At 73.3% G+C, this 16533-nt stretch carries 13 protein-coding genes; 9 read left to right on the plus strand and 4 right to left on the minus strand.

What is annotated here, in order from left to right:
* Nucleotides 1-26: 26 nt before the first annotated feature.
* Nucleotides 27-1436, minus strand: coding sequence for a DNA repair protein RadA (gene radA / locus AC069R_RS16040; protein WP_397984698.1), 1410 nt, complete (start codon nucleotides 1434-1436; stop codon nucleotides 27-29).
* A gap of 201 nt (nucleotides 1437-1637) precedes the next feature.
* On the opposite strand from radA, the gene AC069R_RS16045 reads away from it, so the two are divergent.
* Nucleotides 1638-3473, plus strand: coding sequence for a BACON domain-containing protein (locus AC069R_RS16045; protein WP_478767397.1), 1836 nt, complete (start codon nucleotides 1638-1640; stop codon nucleotides 3471-3473).
* Nucleotides 3474-3488: 15 nt separating this feature from the next.
* On the opposite strand, the gene AC069R_RS16050 is transcribed toward AC069R_RS16045, so the two are convergent.
* A complete protein-coding gene (locus tag AC069R_RS16050) occupies nucleotides 3489-4328 on the minus strand; it encodes a DUF3109 family protein (protein ID WP_478767398.1) in 840 nt (279 codons plus the stop codon).
* 71 nt (nucleotides 4329-4399) lie between these two features.
* On the opposite strand from AC069R_RS16050, the gene AC069R_RS16055 reads away from it, so the two are divergent.
* The 4 genes from AC069R_RS16055 (at nucleotide 4400) to ilvD (ending at nucleotide 8923) form a co-directional block, all read left to right on the plus strand.
* Complete coding sequence (locus tag AC069R_RS16055; protein WP_478767399.1) at nucleotides 4400-5332, plus strand: Ppx/GppA family phosphatase; 933 nt, start codon at nucleotides 4400-4402, stop codon at nucleotides 5330-5332.
* A 122-nt stretch (nucleotides 5333-5454) separates the two neighbouring features.
* Nucleotides 5455-6267 carry a sugar phosphate isomerase/epimerase family protein gene (locus AC069R_RS16060; protein ID WP_478767400.1) on the plus strand — a complete coding sequence of 271 codons (813 nt, stop codon included), beginning with the start codon at nucleotides 5455-5457 and terminating at the stop codon, nucleotides 6265-6267.
* Nucleotides 6264-6914 carry a TetR/AcrR family transcriptional regulator gene (locus tag AC069R_RS16065; RefSeq protein WP_478767401.1) on the plus strand — a complete coding sequence of 217 codons (651 nt, stop codon included), beginning with the start codon at nucleotides 6264-6266 and terminating at the stop codon, nucleotides 6912-6914. The genes AC069R_RS16060 and AC069R_RS16065 overlap by 4 nt, the downstream gene beginning before the upstream one ends.
* A gap of 155 nt (nucleotides 6915-7069) precedes the next feature.
* Complete coding sequence (gene ilvD / locus AC069R_RS16070) at nucleotides 7070-8923, plus strand: dihydroxy-acid dehydratase (RefSeq protein WP_478767402.1); 1854 nt, start codon at nucleotides 7070-7072, stop codon at nucleotides 8921-8923.
* A 34-nt stretch (nucleotides 8924-8957) separates the two neighbouring features.
* Here ilvD and AC069R_RS16075 read toward each other — a convergent pair whose 3' ends face one another.
* Nucleotides 8958-11108, minus strand: a complete 2151-nt coding sequence (locus AC069R_RS16075; protein ID WP_478767403.1) for a protein kinase domain-containing protein — start codon at nucleotides 11106-11108, stop codon at nucleotides 8958-8960.
* A 145-nt stretch (nucleotides 11109-11253) separates the two neighbouring features.
* Between AC069R_RS16075 and AC069R_RS16080 the strand changes: the two genes are divergently transcribed.
* From AC069R_RS16080 to AC069R_RS16090, 3 genes are all read left to right on the plus strand, one after another.
* Nucleotides 11254-11508, plus strand: coding sequence for a peptidase (locus AC069R_RS16080; RefSeq protein WP_397984690.1), 255 nt, complete (start codon nucleotides 11254-11256; stop codon nucleotides 11506-11508).
* 144 nt (nucleotides 11509-11652) lie between these two features.
* Entirely contained in the window at nucleotides 11653-12159 is a 507-nt protein-coding gene (locus AC069R_RS16085) for an EamA/RhaT family transporter (RefSeq protein ID WP_478767404.1), read from the plus strand.
* 52 nt (nucleotides 12160-12211) lie between these two features.
* Nucleotides 12212-12982: a class I SAM-dependent methyltransferase gene (locus AC069R_RS16090; RefSeq protein ID WP_478767405.1), complete on the plus strand. Its 771-nt coding sequence runs from the start codon at nucleotides 12212-12214 to the stop codon at nucleotides 12980-12982.
* A gap of 63 nt (nucleotides 12983-13045) precedes the next feature.
* Here AC069R_RS16090 and AC069R_RS16095 read toward each other — a convergent pair whose 3' ends face one another.
* Nucleotides 13046-15016 (minus strand): lamin tail domain-containing protein, encoded by a 1971-nt coding sequence (locus tag AC069R_RS16095; RefSeq protein WP_478767406.1) that lies wholly within the window; start codon nucleotides 15014-15016, stop codon nucleotides 13046-13048.
* 204 nt (nucleotides 15017-15220) lie between these two features.
* Here AC069R_RS16095 and proC point away from each other — a divergent pair, with 204 nt between their 5' ends.
* Entirely contained in the window at nucleotides 15221-16033 is an 813-nt protein-coding gene (gene proC, locus AC069R_RS16100; RefSeq protein ID WP_478767407.1) for a pyrroline-5-carboxylate reductase, read from the plus strand.
* The last annotated feature ends 500 nt before the right edge of the window (nucleotides 16034-16533 follow it).

Genomic DNA, 16533 nt, shown 5'->3' on the forward strand with positions numbered 1-16533 from the left:
ACGGACGGGCGAGACCTGGGCAAAGTCTACCGGCGCTGCTCCGCCTCCCGCGGGGCCTCCCGGCGACGGGAGCGGGGCAGCACCCGCAGCGCGTCCCCCATGTCCGCGACTTCCAGCACCTTCATCCCCGCCGGGACCTTCCCCGGATCGCCCGGCACCAGCGCGTGCGTGAAGCCGAGCCGGTGCGCCTCGGCGAGCCTGCGCTGCACGCCGGTGACCCGCCGCACCTCGCCGGCGAGACCCACCTCGCCGATGGCCACCAGGTTCTTCGGCAGCGGGGTGTCGCTCGCGGCGGAGGCCAGCGCGAGGGCGATGGCCAGGTCGGCGGCGGGCTCGGACAGCTTCACGCCGCCGACCGTCGCCGAGTAGATGTCCCGCTTGCCGAGCGCGCTGATCCGGCCGCGCTGTTCGAGCACGGCCAGCATCATCGACACGCGGGAGGTCTCCAGGCCCGAGGTCGTACGCCTGGGGGAGGGGATCTGGGAGTCCACGGTCAGCGCCTGCACCTCCGCGACCAGCGGGCGGCGGCCCTCCAGGGTCACGGTCAGGCAGGTGCCCGGCACCGGTTCGTCGCGCCGGGTCAGGAAGAGGCCGCTGGGGTCGGCGAGGCCGGTGATCCCCTCGTCGTGCAGCTCGAAGCAGCCGACCTCGTCCGTCGCGCCGTACCGGTTCTTCACGCCGCGCACCAGGCGGAGCCGGGCGTGCCGGTCGCCCTCGAAGTGCAGGACGACGTCCACCAGGTGCTCCAGCAGGCGGGGGCCCGCGATCGCGCCGTCCTTGGTGACATGGCCGACCAGCAGCGTGGACATGCCGCGCTCCTTGGAGGCGCGGATCAGCGCCCCGGCCACCTCCCGGACCTGGGCCATGCCGCCGGGCGCGCCGTCGATCTCCGGGGAGGCGACCGTCTGCACCGAGTCGAGGACCAGCAGGGACGGCTTGACCTCGTCCAGGTGCCCGAGGACGGCGGAGAGATCGGTCTCGGCGGCCAGATACAGCTGGTCGTGCAGCGCGTTGATGCGGTCGGCGCGCAGCCGCACCTGGCTCGCCGACTCCTCCCCGGTGACATAGAGGGTGCGGTGCTCCTCGCTCGCCGCCTTGGCCGCCACGTCCAGCAGCAGGGTGGACTTGCCGACGCCCGGCTCGCCCGCCAGCAGCACCACCGCGCCCGGCACCAGCCCGCCGCCGAGCACCCGGTCCAGCTCGGGCACCCCGGTGGAGCGGGCGGTGGCCTGCCGGCCGTCGACCTGGCCGATGGGCAGCGCGGAGGTGACGACGCGGCCGGGTGCCGTGGTGCGGACCGCGGGCGCGCCGTACTCCTCGACGGTGCCCCACGCCTGGCACTCGGGGCAGCGGCCGAGCCACTTGGCCGTCTGCCAGCCGCACTCGGTGCAGCGGTAGGACGGACGGTCCTTGGTGGTCTTGGTACGGGCAGCCATGCGGAAACCGTAGCCCGCGGCACTGACAACGGGACCGGGGGCCGCCGATCGGGTGGCCGGACAGCGCTCGCCGGCCCGCGGAATCCGGCCACGGGACACAGCGCTCGTGTCCCCTTATGAGGGATCGTTTCACCCGTACGGATTAAAAGTGCTCAAGGCTCCGGAGCGGGCGCTGCCCCGCAGCCTACGGTCGCACGGGTGATGAGCAGCAGCCCGGAGACCACCACCCGCACCGGCGCGCACCGGGCGTACGGCACGGCGCGCGAAGCACGAGAGGCGAGCGAGGGGCGTGAACCGCGCGAGGGGGCGCGAGTGCCTGGTGTGTTCGAGTCACGTGAGGCCAACGAGGCGCAGGGGGCACGCGAGGCGCGTGAGGCACGGGACCGTGCCGCCGCCCGCACCATCGCCCGGCGGGCCTCGACCCGCCACGAGCCGCACGAGCCGTACGAGCCGTACGTGGACGGCCTGTTCACCTACTGCCTGTCCGTGCTCTGCGACCACGACGCGGCCACCGCCGCGCTCCGCGACGCCCTCGCCCTGGCCGAGCGGCGGGCCCACCGCGCGCCCGCGGCCGACGGCGAGCGCAGGGCCTGGCTGTACGCGCTGGCCCGCTGGGCGTGTCTGCGCAAACTGGCCGAGGCGAAGCGGAAACGCCAGGCCACGCACGCGGCGGGCCGCACGGGCGGTACGGCCGGTACTGGCGATACGGGCGGCGCGGGCCGCGCGGACCAGGGGCAGGGGACCGGGCCCCAGGCGCCCGACCCCGCGCTCCCCCCGGAGGTGCGGGAGCGCCGGCGCCGTGAACTGTCCCTGCTCGCCTGGCCGGAGGCGGCCGGCACCACGCCCGAGCAGCGCGAGGCCCTGGAACTCGCCGTCCGGCACCATCTGACCGCCCCCGAGGTCGCCGCCGTCCTCGGCATGGCACCGGCCGCCGCCCGCGATCTGCTCGCCACGGCCGCCTGCGAGGTCGAGCGCACGCGGGCCGCGCTCGCCGTGGTGGAGCGCGGCGGCTGCCCGAGCGTCGCCCATCTCACCGGCGACAGCAGGCTGATCCTCAGCACCGCGCTCCGCCGCGAGCTGGTCCGGCACGTCGACGACTGCCCGCGCTGCCGCCGCAGTGCCGAACGCGCGGCCCCCGGCCGCTGGCCCGGCACCTCGGTCACCCCCGCCGAACTGCCCGTCCTGGCGGCGCCCCGCGCGGCCCTCGTCCCGCGCCCCCGCGCGAAGGTCGCGGACGCGCCCCGCTTCGACCGGCGGGGCTTCCCGATGGACCCCGGCGACCGCGCGGCCCGCCGCGACCGGCTGCGCGCCCGCGCGGTGACGACGACCGTGGTGGCGACGGTGGTGGCGGCCCCGGTGCTGGCCCTGTGGGCGGCGTACCGGGGCGCGCCGACGGGGGAGCCGGACGGCCGTCCCGGCACCGCGCGCGAGGAGCGGGGCCCGGACGCGATCGGCGGGGACGGCACGGGCGGGGCGTACGAGAACGCGGGCAGCGCGAGCCGGAAGCCGGGCGCGGGCAAGGACGGCAAGCCGGATGTCTCGGTGAAGGTGCTGAGCACGGCGCCCGGCACCGGTGACGGCTCGGCCGGGAGCCTGTCGGTGACGGCGGCGAACGACGGCGACACCACGCTGATCACGCTGACCGCCACCGGGCCCGACCCGGTCCACTGGTCCGCCGTCACCGGTTCCGCGTGGCTCTATCTGAGCCGGTCCTCGGGCACCCTCGCCCCCGGCGAGAGCGTCACCCTGAAGGCGTACGTCGACCACCTGCACGAGCCCAGGGGGGCCTGGCAGGCCCGGATCTCCCTCGCGCCCGGCGGCGCCGTGGTGACCATCACCGGCTACGGCCCGCCCCCCTCGCGCCCGACCCGGGCTCCGGCACCGCCGACGACCACCGCCCCGACCTCCCCGGCGACCCCGCCGCCGACCGCCCAGCCCACACCCCCGGCGAGCCCGACCGACCCCCCGCCGTCCACGACGCCCCCGCCGACGCCGACCCCGACGGACAGCGGGACACCGACTCCGTCGGGGGGCTAGGGGTGGGGGAGTGGATCAGAGGGTGGGGTCGGCCGGGTGGGGGGCCAGCAGGGGGAGCTGGGCCGACAGGCGCTGTTCGCACAGCTCGGCCAGCCGGTCGTAGCCCTCCTTGCCCATCAGCTCCGTCAGTTCCGCCCGGTACGAGACGTACACCGGATCGCCCGCGCCGTGCGCCGACGTGGCCGAGGTGCACCACCAGTGCAGGTCGTGGCCGCCGGGACCCCAGCCCCTGCGGTCGTACTCCCCGATGGAGACCTGGAGCACCCGTGTGTCGTCGGGCCGGTCGATCCACTCGTACGTCCGGCGGACCGGCAGCTGCCAGCACACGTCCGGCTTGGTCTCCAGCGGCTCCCGGCCCTCCCTGAGCGCGAGGATGTGCAGCGAGCAGCCCGCGCCGCCCGCGAAACCGGGCCGGTTCTGGAAGATGCACGACCCCTGGAAGGGCCGCGTCTGCCGGGATCCCTCCTCGTCCTCGGAGACCCAGCCGTCCCGCGTGCCCTCCGCGTGGTGCTGCCAGATGTCCGGCGTGAGCCGCGCCACGTGCCCGGCGACCCGCTTCTCGTCGTCCTCGTCGGAGAAGTGCGCCCCCAGCGTGCAGCACCCGTCGTCCGCGCGCCCCGCCTTGATGCCCTGGCAGCCGCTGCCGAAGATGCAGTTCCAGCGCGAGGTCAGCCAGGTCAGATCGCAGCGGAAGACCTGCTCGTCGTCCGCCGGGTCCGGAAACTCCACCCACGCGCGCGCGAAGTCGAGCCCCTGCTCGTCGCTCACCTTCGCCCCCTTGGCAGCTTTGGCGGTCTTGTGAGCCTTGTCCGTCTTACCGGCTTTCGCGGACTTTGCCTTTTTCGTCTTTGGCACCCGTCCAGGGTAAGTGTCCCGCCCCCGGTCCGGGGACCGTCAAGCGGCGTTCTGGCAGTAGCGTTCCGTATATGAGACTCGGTGTCCTGGACGTGGGTTCGAACACGGTGCATCTGCTGGTGGTGGACGCCCACCCCGGCGCGCGCCCGCTGCCCGCGCATTCGCACAAGGCCGACCTTCGGCTCGCCCAACTCCTCGACGACAGCGGTGCCATCGGCGACGCCGGCATCGAGAAGCTCGTCGACGTCGTACGGGACGCCCTCCAGGCCGCCGAGGACAAGGGCGTCGAGGACCTGCTGCCCTTCGCCACCTCCGCGGTCCGCGAGGCGAGCAACGCCGACGAGGTCCTCGCCCGCGTCGCCGACGCGACCGGCGTACGGCTCCAGGTCCTCTCCGGCGCCGAGGAGGCCCGCCTCACCTTCCTCGCCGTACGCCGCTGGTTCGGCTGGTCGGCCGGGAAGCTGCTGGTCCTGGACATCGGCGGGGGCTCCCTGGAGATCGCCTTCGGCATCGACGAGGAGCCGGACGCCGCCGCCTCCCTCCCGCTCGGCGCGGGCCGCCTCACCGCCGGCTGGCTGCCCGGCGACCCGCCCGCCCCGGACGACGTACGCGCCCTGCGCCGCCATGTCCGCGCGGAGATCGCCCGCACGGTCGGCGAGTTCGCCCGCTTCGGCGCCCCCGACCATGTCGTCGCCACCTCCAAGACCTTCAAGCAGCTGGCCCGCATCGCCGGTGCCGCCCGCAGCGCCGAGGGCCTTTACGTCCAGCGCGAACTCAAACGCGAGTCCCTGGAAGCCTGGGTGCCGCGCCTGTCCGGCATGACCATCGACCAGCGCGCCGAACTGCCGGGCGTCTCCGACGGCCGGGCGGCCCAGCTCCTCGCGGGCGCCCTGGTGGCGGAGGGCGCGATGGACCTGTTCGGCGTGGAGAGCCTGGAGATATGCCCGTGGGCCCTGCGGGAGGGCGTGATCCTGCGGCGCCTCGACCACATGGGCTCGGCCTGAGCGTCCGCGGGGGCGCGCGGCCGGGGTCACCGGGACGCACCCGCGCCCGCCCAAATGGCAAACCTCACACCGGCGAACAGGCACCCGGCACCCTCACCGCACCACCCCTTAAGGTGGCGGACGTGGCTGAACCAACGACCGTCCCGGTAGCGCTGTCGACAGCCTCCGTCTACCCGGAGTCCACGGCGACGGCCTTCGAGATCGCCGCGCGCCTCGGCTACGACGGCGTCGAGGTCATGGTCTGGACCGACCCCGTCAGCCAGGACATCGACGCGCTGCGCCGCCTCTCGGACTACCACGGCATCCCGGTCCTCGCCGTGCACGCCCCGTGTCTGCTGATCACCCAGCGCGTCTGGTCCACCGACCCGTGGACCAAGCTGCGCCGCGCCCGAGCCGCCGCCGAGAAGCTGGGCGCCTCCACCGTGGTCGTCCACCCGCCGTTCCGGTGGCAGCGGCAGTACGCGCGGGACTTCGTCGCGGGCGTCTGGCGGATGGCGGACGAGACGGACGTGCGGTTCGCGGTCGAGAACATGTACCCGTGGCGCTACCGCGACCGCGAGATGCTCGCCTACGCCCCCGCCTGGGACGTCAGCCAGGACGACTACCGGCACTTCACCATCGACCTCAGCCATACGGCGACGGCCCGTACCGACGCCCTGGAGATGATCGGCCGCATGGGCGACCGGCTCGGCCATGTCCACCTCGCCGACGGGCGCGGCTCGGCCAAGGACGAGCACCTGGTGCCGGGGCGCGGCGATCAGCCCTGCGCCGAACTGCTGGAGCATCTGACCGTCTCCGGTTTCACCGGCCATGTCGTCATCGAGGTCAACACCCGGCGGGCGATGTCCGGCGCCGAGCGCGAGGCCGACCTCGCCGAGGCCCTCGCCTTCACCCGCAAGCACCTGGCCGCCGCCGTCCGCCTTCCCCGCCGATGACCGGTCCCACCGGCCCCACGGACCTCGGCAGTCCCACCGACCCCACCGAGCCGGCCCCCCGCCGCCGCGGCCGGCCCTCCCGCGCCGCCTCCGCCGGGACGCGGGACCGCATCCTCACCGCCGCCCGCGAGGAATTCTCCGCGCGCGGGTACGACAAGACCTCCGTACGCCAGATCGCCAAGGCGGCCGGCGTGGACTCCGCGCTGGTCCACCACTACTTCGGCACCAAGGAACAGGTCTTCGCGGCGGCCGTCGAGGTCGCCTTCGCCCCCGCCCTCGCCGCCCCGGACGCCCTCGCCGAGGGCCCGCCGGACGGGGTGGGGGAGCGGCTGGCCCGCTTCGTGTTCGGCGTCTGGGAGGACCCCACGACCCGCGCCCCGCTGCTCGCGATCCTGCGCTCGGCCGTCACCAACGACACCGCCGCCGCCGTCTTCCGCCGCCTGGTCGCCGCCCAGCTGGTGCGCCGCGTCGCCGCCCGCCTCGACCTGCCGGATGCCGAGCTGCGCGCCGAGCTGGCCGCGGCCCAGCTCGTGGGTACGGCCATGATGCGCTACGTCCTCAAGCTGGAGCCGCTGGCCTCGGCGGACGTGGAGGAGATCATCGTGCGGGTGGCGCCCGTCGTACAGAAGCACCTCACCCAGCCCTGACCGGCACCCCCGGCCTGACCGGCGCCCCCGAGCACGGCCGCCGGTCGGGCGCCGGTGAAATGCCCGTCCCGCATTCCGGACAAGCGTGTCCATTCCTTGGAGCCCCGGCGTAGTCTCGGAGAAAGCCAGAACTGTCCATCAAGGAGCGAGCGACGATGCCCGAGCTGAGGTCCCGCACAGTCACCCACGGCCGCAACATGGCGGGCGCCCGCGCCCTTATGCGCGCCTCCGGTGTACCCGGTGCGGACATCGGCCGTAAGCCGATCATCGCCGTCGCCAACTCCTTCACCGAGTTCGTGCCGGGCCACACCCACCTCCAGCCGGTCGGCCGGATCGTCAGCGAGGCGATCACCGAGGCGGGCGGCATCCCGCGCGAGTTCAACACCATCGCCGTGGACGACGGCATCGCCATGGGCCACGGCGGCATGCTCTACTCGCTGCCCTCCCGCGACCTGATCGCGGACTCCGTGGAGTACATGGTCGAGGCCCACCGCGCCGACGCCCTGGTCTGCATCTCCAACTGCGACAAGATCACTCCGGGCATGCTGATGGCGGCCCTGCGCCTGAACATCCCGACGGTCTTCGTCTCCGGCGGCCCCATGGAGGCCGGCCGCGCCACCCTGGTCGACGGCACCGTGCGCTCCCTCGACCTGATCGACGCCATCTCGGAAGCCGCCAACGACAAGGTCTCCGACGCCGACATCCTGCGCATCGAGGAGAACGCCTGCCCGACCTGCGGCAGCTGTTCCGGTATGTTCACCGCCAACTCGATGAACTGCCTGACCGAGGCCATCGGCCTCTCCCTGCCCGGCAACGGCTCGGTCCTCGCCACCCACACCGCGCGCAAGCAGCTGTACGTGAACGCCGCCCGCACGGTCATGGACCTCACCCGGCGCTACTACGAGCAGGACGACGAGACCGTCCTGCCCCGCTCCGTCGCCACCTTCCAGGCCTTCGAGAACGCCATGGCCCTGGACATCGCGATGGGCGGTTCCACCAACACGATCCTGCACCTGCTGGCCGCCGCCCAGGAGGCGGAGGTCCCCTTCGGCCTGGAGCAGATCGACGCCGTCTCGCGCCGCGTCCCCTGCCTCGCCAAGGTCGCGCCGAACGTGGGCAAGAACCGTACGTACTACATGGAGGACGTGCACCGCGCCGGCGGCATCCCCGCCCTCCTCGGCGAGCTGCACCGCGCCGGCCTGCTGAACGAGGACGTGCACGCCGTGCACAGCCCCTCCCTCGACGACTGGCTCAAGACCTGGGACGTGCGCGGCGGCTCCCCGTCCCCCGAGGCCGTCGAGCTGTGGCACGCGGCGCCCGGCTGCGTCCGCTCCGCCGAGGCCTTCTCCCAGTCCGAGCGCTGGGACTCCCTGGACGACGACGCCGAGGGCGGCTGCATCCGCTCCGCCGAGCACGCCTACTCCAAGGACGGCGGCCTCGCGGTGCTGCGCGGCAACCTGGCCGTCGACGGCTGCGTGGTCAAGACGGCCGGCGTGGACGAGTCGATCTGGACCTTCGAGGGCCCGGCCGTGGTCTGCGAGTCCCAGGAGGAGGCCGTCCAGCGCATCCTCACCCAGGAGGTCAAGGAGGGCGACGTCGTCGTCATCCGCTACGAGGGCCCCAAGGGCGGCCCCGGCATGCAGGAGATGCTCTACCCGACCTCGTACCTGAAGGGCCGCGGTCTCGGCAAGAGCTGCGCGCTGATCACCGACGGCCGCTTCTCCGGCGGCACTTCGGGCCTGTCCATCGGCCACGCCTCCCCGGAGGCGGCCTCGGGCGGCACCATCGCCCTGGTCGAGGACGGTGACCGCATCCGCATCGACATCCCGAACCGCACCATCGAACTGCTGGTGGACGACGCCGAACTGGCCCGCCGCGAGCAGGCCCTGAACGGCGTGTACGCGCCGAGGAACCGCGACCGCAAGGTCACCGCCGCGCTGCGCGCCTACGCCGCGATGGCGACCAGCGCGGACAAGGGCGCGGTGCGGGACGCGAGCAAGCTGGGCTGACCGTCCCACGATGCCCTCGTGACGCCCTTTCGTGTCACCAGGCCGACGGATCCCGCCCGTCGAGGGCGAACACCGAACCGTCCGGGGCGGTCGCGTACACCTGCGGGGCGGCGCGCACCGGTGCGGCCCGCAGCGCCGCGACCCGCCCGGTGCCGTCCCCCGGCCGGGCCGGCGTCTGCCCCGCGAGCCGCCCGCCGCGCGCGTCCACGGCGAGCAGCCGTCCGTCACCGGCCGAGAAGTACAGGTACCGGTTCCCGGCGACCAGTGCCGAGCCCCGGCTCACCGATGTCTCCAGGTGCCACAGCCGCTTGCCGGCCCCGGCGTCCACGGCGTCCAGGCCGCCGTTGACGTCCAGCAGATAGACCACGCCCCGGCGCACGACGGCGTGGGCGTCCGGCCGGGGCGCGGGCAGCGGCACCCGTCGTACGGTCCGGGACGCGCCGTCGTACCGGACCACCGCGTCCGTGTCGCCGTACACCGGGTCGGCGGACAGGAAGAACACGGCGGAGTCCTCGGCGCCGACCGGTCGCAGCAGCCCGGTCAGCACCGTGTCCCAGCGCACCGCGCCGGTCTCCGGGTCGAATGCGACGACCCGTGTGCTGCGGCCGTCCGCGGAGGTGGTCGAGGCGTAGGCGGCGGCGCCGCCCGGATACCAGTCGACGCTCGGCCGGCCGGTCCCCGGCAGCCGCCGGCTCCACTTCGTACGACCGGACGCGCTGTCCACGCCCGTGACCGTGCCGTCGGCGGCGGTGATCAGCAGTGTCCTGTCCGTGTACTGCGTCCCGGCGCCCGCGGGCAGGGCGCGCCGCCAGTGGGTACGGCCCGTCTCCGGATCGAGGGCCACCACGTTCCCGGCCGCGTCGCGCACCTGCGCGAGACCGCCCGACACCGCGGGCGCCGCGCTCCAGCGCGCCCCCGTGAAGGGGTGCCGCCACAGCACCCGGCCACCGCGCGGATCGAGCGCGTACGCCTGCCCCGCGCCGGCGCACAACAGCGTGCCCGCGCCGACGGCACACCGGGGCGCGTCGCTCTGCCCGGCGACCGGCACCGTACGCCACCCCGCGAACCCGACCGCCGCCGTGCGCGGGTCCTTCGCCGCGGGGGCGTCGGCGCCGGGCCACCGCACCCAGGCGAGGGCCCCGCCGACGACCAGCGCGAGCACCCCGGCCGCGACGGCGGCGGTCCGGCCGGGCCGCAGGGCGCGCCTCTTCGTCTCCGACTGCACGCTCTCCGCAGCCCGTGGGCCCGTATCCGGCGGGTCCGTATCCCACGGGTCCTTCGCCGATACGTCACTGCTCCCGGAACCCGCCGGACCCGCCCCGCGCTGTGCCGGTATGAACGCCTGGGTGTCGTACGACGCCGCCACCGACCGCAGTTGCCGCATCAGCTCGTCCGGCGTCGGCCGCTCGTCCGGGTCCTTGGCCAGACAGCGCTCGATCAGCGGCGCGAGAGTCGCCGGCACCCCCGACAGATCGGGCTCGTCGTGGACGACCTGGTAGGCGACGATGTACGGGCTGTCGGAGTCGAACGGCCCCCGCCCGGTCGCCGCGTGCACCAGCACCGAGCCCAGCGCGAAGACGTCCGCGGCGGGGCCCACCTCCCGCGGCCGCCGGAACTGCTCGGGCGCCATGAACGGCGGCGTGCCGATCAACTTGCCGGTCTCCGTGCGCAGTTCGCTGTCCGTGGGCCGGGAGATGCCGAAGTCGATGACCTTCGGGCCGTCCTCGGCGAGCAGGACGTTGCTCGGCTTGAGGTCCCGGTGCACCACGCCCACGCGGTGTATGTCGCGCAACGCCTCCGCGAGTCCCGCCATCAGCCGCCGCAACTGCCCGGCGTCCAGCGGTCCGTGCTCCTTCACCTGCTCGGAGAGGGTCGGGCCGGGGATGTAGAGCGTGGCCATCCAGGGCCGTGCCGCCTCCGGGTCGGCGTCCACCACGGGCGCGGTGAACGCACCGCTGACCCGGCGCGCCGCGGCCACCTCCTGCCGGAACCGGCCCCGGAACTCCCGGTCCCGCGCGAACTCCGCGTGCACGACCTTCACCGCGAGCCGCAGCCCGGACGTGCTGCGGGCGAGGTGGACCACGCCCATGCCGCCGGAGCCCAGCCGGGACTCCAGGCGGTAATGCCCGGCGTACTCGGGCATGTCGTTCTCCGCGCTTGCTCCGGTGCTGCGCTGTGGCGTCATCGACTGGACCGCCCCCCGTGCTCCTCGTCCGCGCGCGACGCACGGAGCCTAGTCGATGGCTCGTACGAGACCGAGGCGGCTTGCTAACCTCCGTTCGCATTCGTCGCTCCCCGCCTCCGGCGGGGCTTCACGGGGGAGAATCCGCATGTCCGTCCGCTACTACTCCGTCGCTCCGGGCGTCCGCGTCAACGTCCGCAGCGGCCCCGGCACCGGCTACGGCATCGTCCGCACCCTCGCCGAGGGCGCCCGGATCCCGATCTACTGCCAGACCTCCGGCACCACGGTCACCGGGACGTACGGCACCTCCAGCATCTGGGACAACATCAGCGACGGCGAGTTCGTGGCGGACGCGTATGTCCACACGGGCAGCGACGGCTACGTGGCGGACCGCTGCGGCTGACACGCGCCTGGCGAGGTTTCCGGGGCCGGGGCGCGCCGACCTGGGCTTCCCTCCGGCGACTGCCCGCCCCCGCCCCCGCCCCTGCCCTTGTCCCGCCGTTGCCCCGGCCGCGAGTCCACCGGCGTCCGGCGCCATAATCGTCCCGTGAGCGACGAAACCGGCGCCCCGCGCGCCCCGGAGCAATCCGTCGGCGGACCCCGGCCCGAGCCCCTGCGCTTCTTCGGCACGTCCTGGGTGAACCACGACGACGGCTACGCGGCCCGCCGTGCCGGTGTCGCCGTCGGCTCCCTCGTCGCGGCGGTCGCCTCCTGCCTCGTGCTGCGCTTCGCCTTCCAGGGCCTCCAGATCGCCGACACCGGCGCCTTCGTGACCGTCCTGGTCGTCGCCATGTTCGCGATCTGCACCGCGCTCGCCTTCGGCAACACCCTGGCCGGCTTCGGCAAGCGCCAGGACCCGCAGCGCCAGGCGTCCCTGCGCGGGCTGCTCGCCATCGGGTTCGTCGGCACCCTCGCCGCCTACTTCGTCCGCTCCCTCACCGAGGCTCCGGGCGAGAAGCTGCACCGCGAGGAGTACGAGAAGGCCCGCGCCGAACACGCCGCGCGCACCACCCGCCGCTCCGGCAACCCCGCGAAGAAGAAGCGCCAACGCTGAAGACCGGGCAATCCCGCTGTCGTACCCGGCGCCCACCGGCGACCATGGCCGTATGACGACCACGCGACCCGCCGAGTCCGACCGCGCCCACTCCTTCAACGCGGCCGCCGCCCAGTACGCCGCCAACCGCCCCTCCTACCCGCCCGCCCTCTTCGACACCGTCGAGGAGGCGGCGGGCCGCTCGCTGGCCGGCGCGCGGGTGGCGGACGTCGGCGCGGGCACGGGCATTTCCACGAGCCTGCTGCACGCCCGCGGCGCGGACGTCCTCGCGGTCGAGCCCGGCGAGGGCATGGCCGCCGAGTTCCGCCGCGGCAACCCGGACATCCCCCTGGTCCGCGGCAACGGCAACGCCCTCCCGCTCGCCGACGCCGGCCTCGACTTCCTCACCTACGCCCAGTCCTGGCACTGGACCGACCCGGCCCACTCGGTGCCGGAGGCGCTGCGCGTGCTGCGGCCGGGCGGGACGCTCGCTCTGTGGTGGAACAGGAGCGCCCTGGACATCGAGTGGGCCGCGGCGGCGTCCGAGCGCGTGCACCGCGCCGCCGGCATGGACTCCCAGCAGGCCAACCGCGACGACCGCGTGGACCTCGCCGACCCCAGCGGCCGCCTCGACTTCGTCAAGCACAAGCTGCGCTGGAGCCGCCGGGTCCCCCTCGACACCCACCTCGCCAACATCGGCAGCCACTCCCACTTCCTCGTCATGGACGCCGCCGCCCGCGACGCCTTCCTGACCGAGGAGCGGGGCCACCTCCTGAAGGTCTTCCCCGACGGCATGGTCGAGGAGACGTACGACGTGCTCCTCCTGGTGGCCCGGACACACTGAGGGCCACCAGGCGCCGGGCCACCGCGGACACGGGGCCGCAGCCGCGGGACGGAAACGGCGAGTTCAGCAGGGGAAGGTGCCGCTGTAGAGGGCGTGTCCGTACGACGAGCTTCCGGAGCCGAAGCCGTAGATGCCGTCGTCGGTCCAGACGGCCTCGCGGGAGCCGGCGACGCAGGTGGAGGCCGGTGCGAGCGCGAAGCCCTCCAGGTTGTCGACGGGCATGACGGCCGGGTTGGTGTAGGTCACGTCGGGGACGAGCGAGCCCGCCGCGTCGACCTTCAGGAAGGTGTGGGTCTCGCCGCAGGCGTTGTCGCAGGTGGCGACGATGCGCTGGGTCCCGGCGTCGAACGTCACGTCCACCACGGAGGTCTTGCCCGTGGAGATCGCGCCGAACGTGGTGAAGGTGCCGTCGGAGTTCAGGCCGTACGCGTGCAGCGTGCCGTCCCACTCCAGGCCGGCGAAGAACAGGCCCGAGCCGTGCAGCGGGTAGTCCGCCGGGTTGTAGGCGGCGCCGGTGAGCGGGTCGGTCCAGCCGTTCGCGGTCAGCCAGCTGTCCGGCACGTACGCGACGCCCTCGAAGCCCAGGTTGGCGTCGTCCTTGCTGCCGGTGTTCAGCTGCGGGAACTGCGCGGTCATGTCCCACTGGTGGACCGGGGTGAGCGTCGAGCCGGTGGCGGACGGGTCGAACTCCATGATCGTGTCCTTGGGGACCGTGTTGTTCGTGTTGTCCCGCTCGGAGGTCACGTAGAGGTGGCCGTTGCCGCCGACCGTCAGGCCCTCGGAGTCCGGTTCGCCGGAACCGCCCAGGAAGCGGATCTGCTTGCCGGTCGCGCTCCAGGCCGGGTCCGGGATCCACTTGCCGTCGCTCTTGACCAGCTTGAACAGCCAGTTCTTGTTCTTGACCGCCCACAGCACCGACGGGTTCGCCGGGTCGAACGCCAGGCCGCTCAGGTCACGGCCCTCGGGTCCGGTGGACGTGGTGAAGGCGCACACGTTGTCGGCGATCGTGACGTCCTGCCCGCCCGGCCACGCCAGGGTGCCGGCCGGAGTGGCGGCCGTACCGGTGGGCGCCTCGGGGGCGCAGCCGCTGGTGAGCGAGCCGCCACCGCCCAGCAACCGGCCCGTGCCGCCACTGCCACTGCCGCCGCCGGGGCAGGTGTTCGCGCTCCCCGGGGAAGCGGTCGTGGACGTCTGGAACGCGCCGGTGCCGTCGGCGCAGCGCTCGTCCGACGGTTTGGCGCCACCGCTCGCCCAGGTCACCGAGTCGATGGTGTTTCCGTTGCCGTCGGTGAGGAAAACCGAGTCGCTGTCGCCCAGACCGAGGGTGGAGCCGAACGTGGCGTAGCCGCCGGCGGGGATGCTGGTCGTGCTCGGGGAGGAAGCGGAGATCGAGGCCGGGGTGTGGCTGGTGTCGCTGTCGACGTACTTCCACGATCCGATGGCGACCGCGCTCGGACCGCCGTTGTAGAGCTCCACGGTGTCCGCGCCGTCCGAGGTGACCTCGTTGATCCGCACCTGGCTCGCCGCCGGGAGCGAGGCGGCGCAGCCCGAGGCGTTCGCGGCGCCGAACGTGGTCGCCGTGGTCGTGGTGACCCATGCGCCGGTGCCGTCCCCGCCGCACCGCGCCATCGCCGGCTTCGCTTTGCCGGTGGCCCACTCGACGCGGTCGACGACGGTGCCGCCGGAGGTGTAGAGCACCAGCTTGTCCGAGTCGCCGAGCCCCTTGGGCGAGTCGAAGGTGACGAAGCCGTGGGCCGGTACGGTGCTCGCGGACGGGCTGAACGACTGCGGCGAGAAGCTGGCGTCGGCCACCTTCCAGCCGCTGATGCTCACCGCGGTCGAGCCGGTGTTGTACAGCTCCACCGTGTCGTCGCCCGACGAGGTGACCTCGTTGATCCGGACGTTCTGGTAGCCGGCCGGGTCCGCGGCGGCCGCGGGCTGGGCGGCGACCATCCCTGTGACGAGCAGTCCTGAAAGCGTCAGAGCAGCGGCGCACACGGAGGCGACGCCGGGACGCGAGTGTGAAGTAGTCACGAGGCGGGACTCTGGCGTCACCATCTTGAGCCGGCGTGTACGCCGGCTGAATGCCACCTGCTGGCCACCGGAACGCCAGACGCGCATCCCCGCCGGGCAATGCGACAGCACTCCCGAAACCGGGCCAGAACACCGCCCCGGACCCCACCGTCCGCCAACCGGACGGCACCCCGGCGCCGAACCGCCGGTGCCAGACTGATCCGCATGACCCAGAAAGTCGCAGTACTCGGCACCGGCAAGATCGGCGAAGCCCTGCTCAGCGGGATGATCCGGGCCGGTTGGGCCCCCGCCGACCTCCTCGTCACCGCCCGCCGCCCCGAACGCGCCGAAGAACTCCGCGCCCGCCATGGAGTCACCCCGGTCAGTAACACCGAGGCCGCCAAGTCCGCCGACACCCTGATCCTCACGGTGAAGCCGCAGGACATGGGCGCCCTGCTGGACGAACTGGCCCCGCACATCCCCGCCGACCGCCTGGTCATCAGCGGCGCCGCGGGCATCCCGACCGCCTTCCTGGAGGAACGCCTCGGCAAGGGCACTCCGGTGGTCCGCGTCATGACGAACACCCCGGCCCTCGTCGACGAGGCCATGTCCGTCATCTCCGCCGGCACCCACGCGACCCAGGACCACCTGGCCACCGCGGAGGACATCTTCGGCGCCGTCGGCAAGACGCTCCGCGTGCCCGAGGGCCAGCAGGACGCCTGCACCGCCCTGTCCGGCTCCGGCCCGGCGTACTTCTTCTACCTGGTCGAGGCCATGACCGACGCCGGCATCCTCCTCGGCCTGCCCCGCGACAAGGCGCACGACCTCATCGTCCAGTCGGCCATCGGCGCCGCCGTGATGCTCCGCGACAGCGGCGAGCACCCGGTGAAGCTCCGGGAGAACGTCACCTCCCCCGCCGGTACGACGATCAACGCTATCCGCGAGCTGGAGAACCACGGCGTCCGCGCCGCCCTCATCGCCGCCCTGGAAGCCGCCAGGGACCGCAGCCGCGAGCTGGCCTCCGGCACGAAGGACTGACCCTGGCCGAGCGGGACCGGCCGGCAGTTGACACACCTCGGGGCCATCCGTAAGGTACTCCGAGTTGTCCGACGTGAGCGCCGACTCCGGTCGGTCCCCGGACAGCCATTCCGCGAGCACCACCCATTCCGACGCCCCGGCGTCGAACTCTGTGGTGTGCGTATTCGCGAAATGAGGAATCCGCGTTCGAAAGAACGCAGCCCCCGATTAGCTCGGGGGCCCGGAATCCGCTAAAGTCTCACCCGTCGGAACGGCCCAACGGCCGGGAAGACAAGCCCCGCTGACTGGGGGTCAGACACCGAAAGGGTCTGATAGAGTCGGAACCGCCGGAAAGGGAAACGCGAGAGCGGGAACCGGAAGGCACCGAGGAAATCGGATCGCGAAGATCTGATAGAGTCGGAAACACGAAGGGAAGCCCGGAGGAAAGCCCGAGAGGGTGAGTACGAAGGAAGCGACCGTTCCTTGAGAACTCAACAGCGTGCCAAAAGTCAACGCCAGAT

This window comes from Streptomyces sp. NPDC043952 (assembly GCF_056435325.1).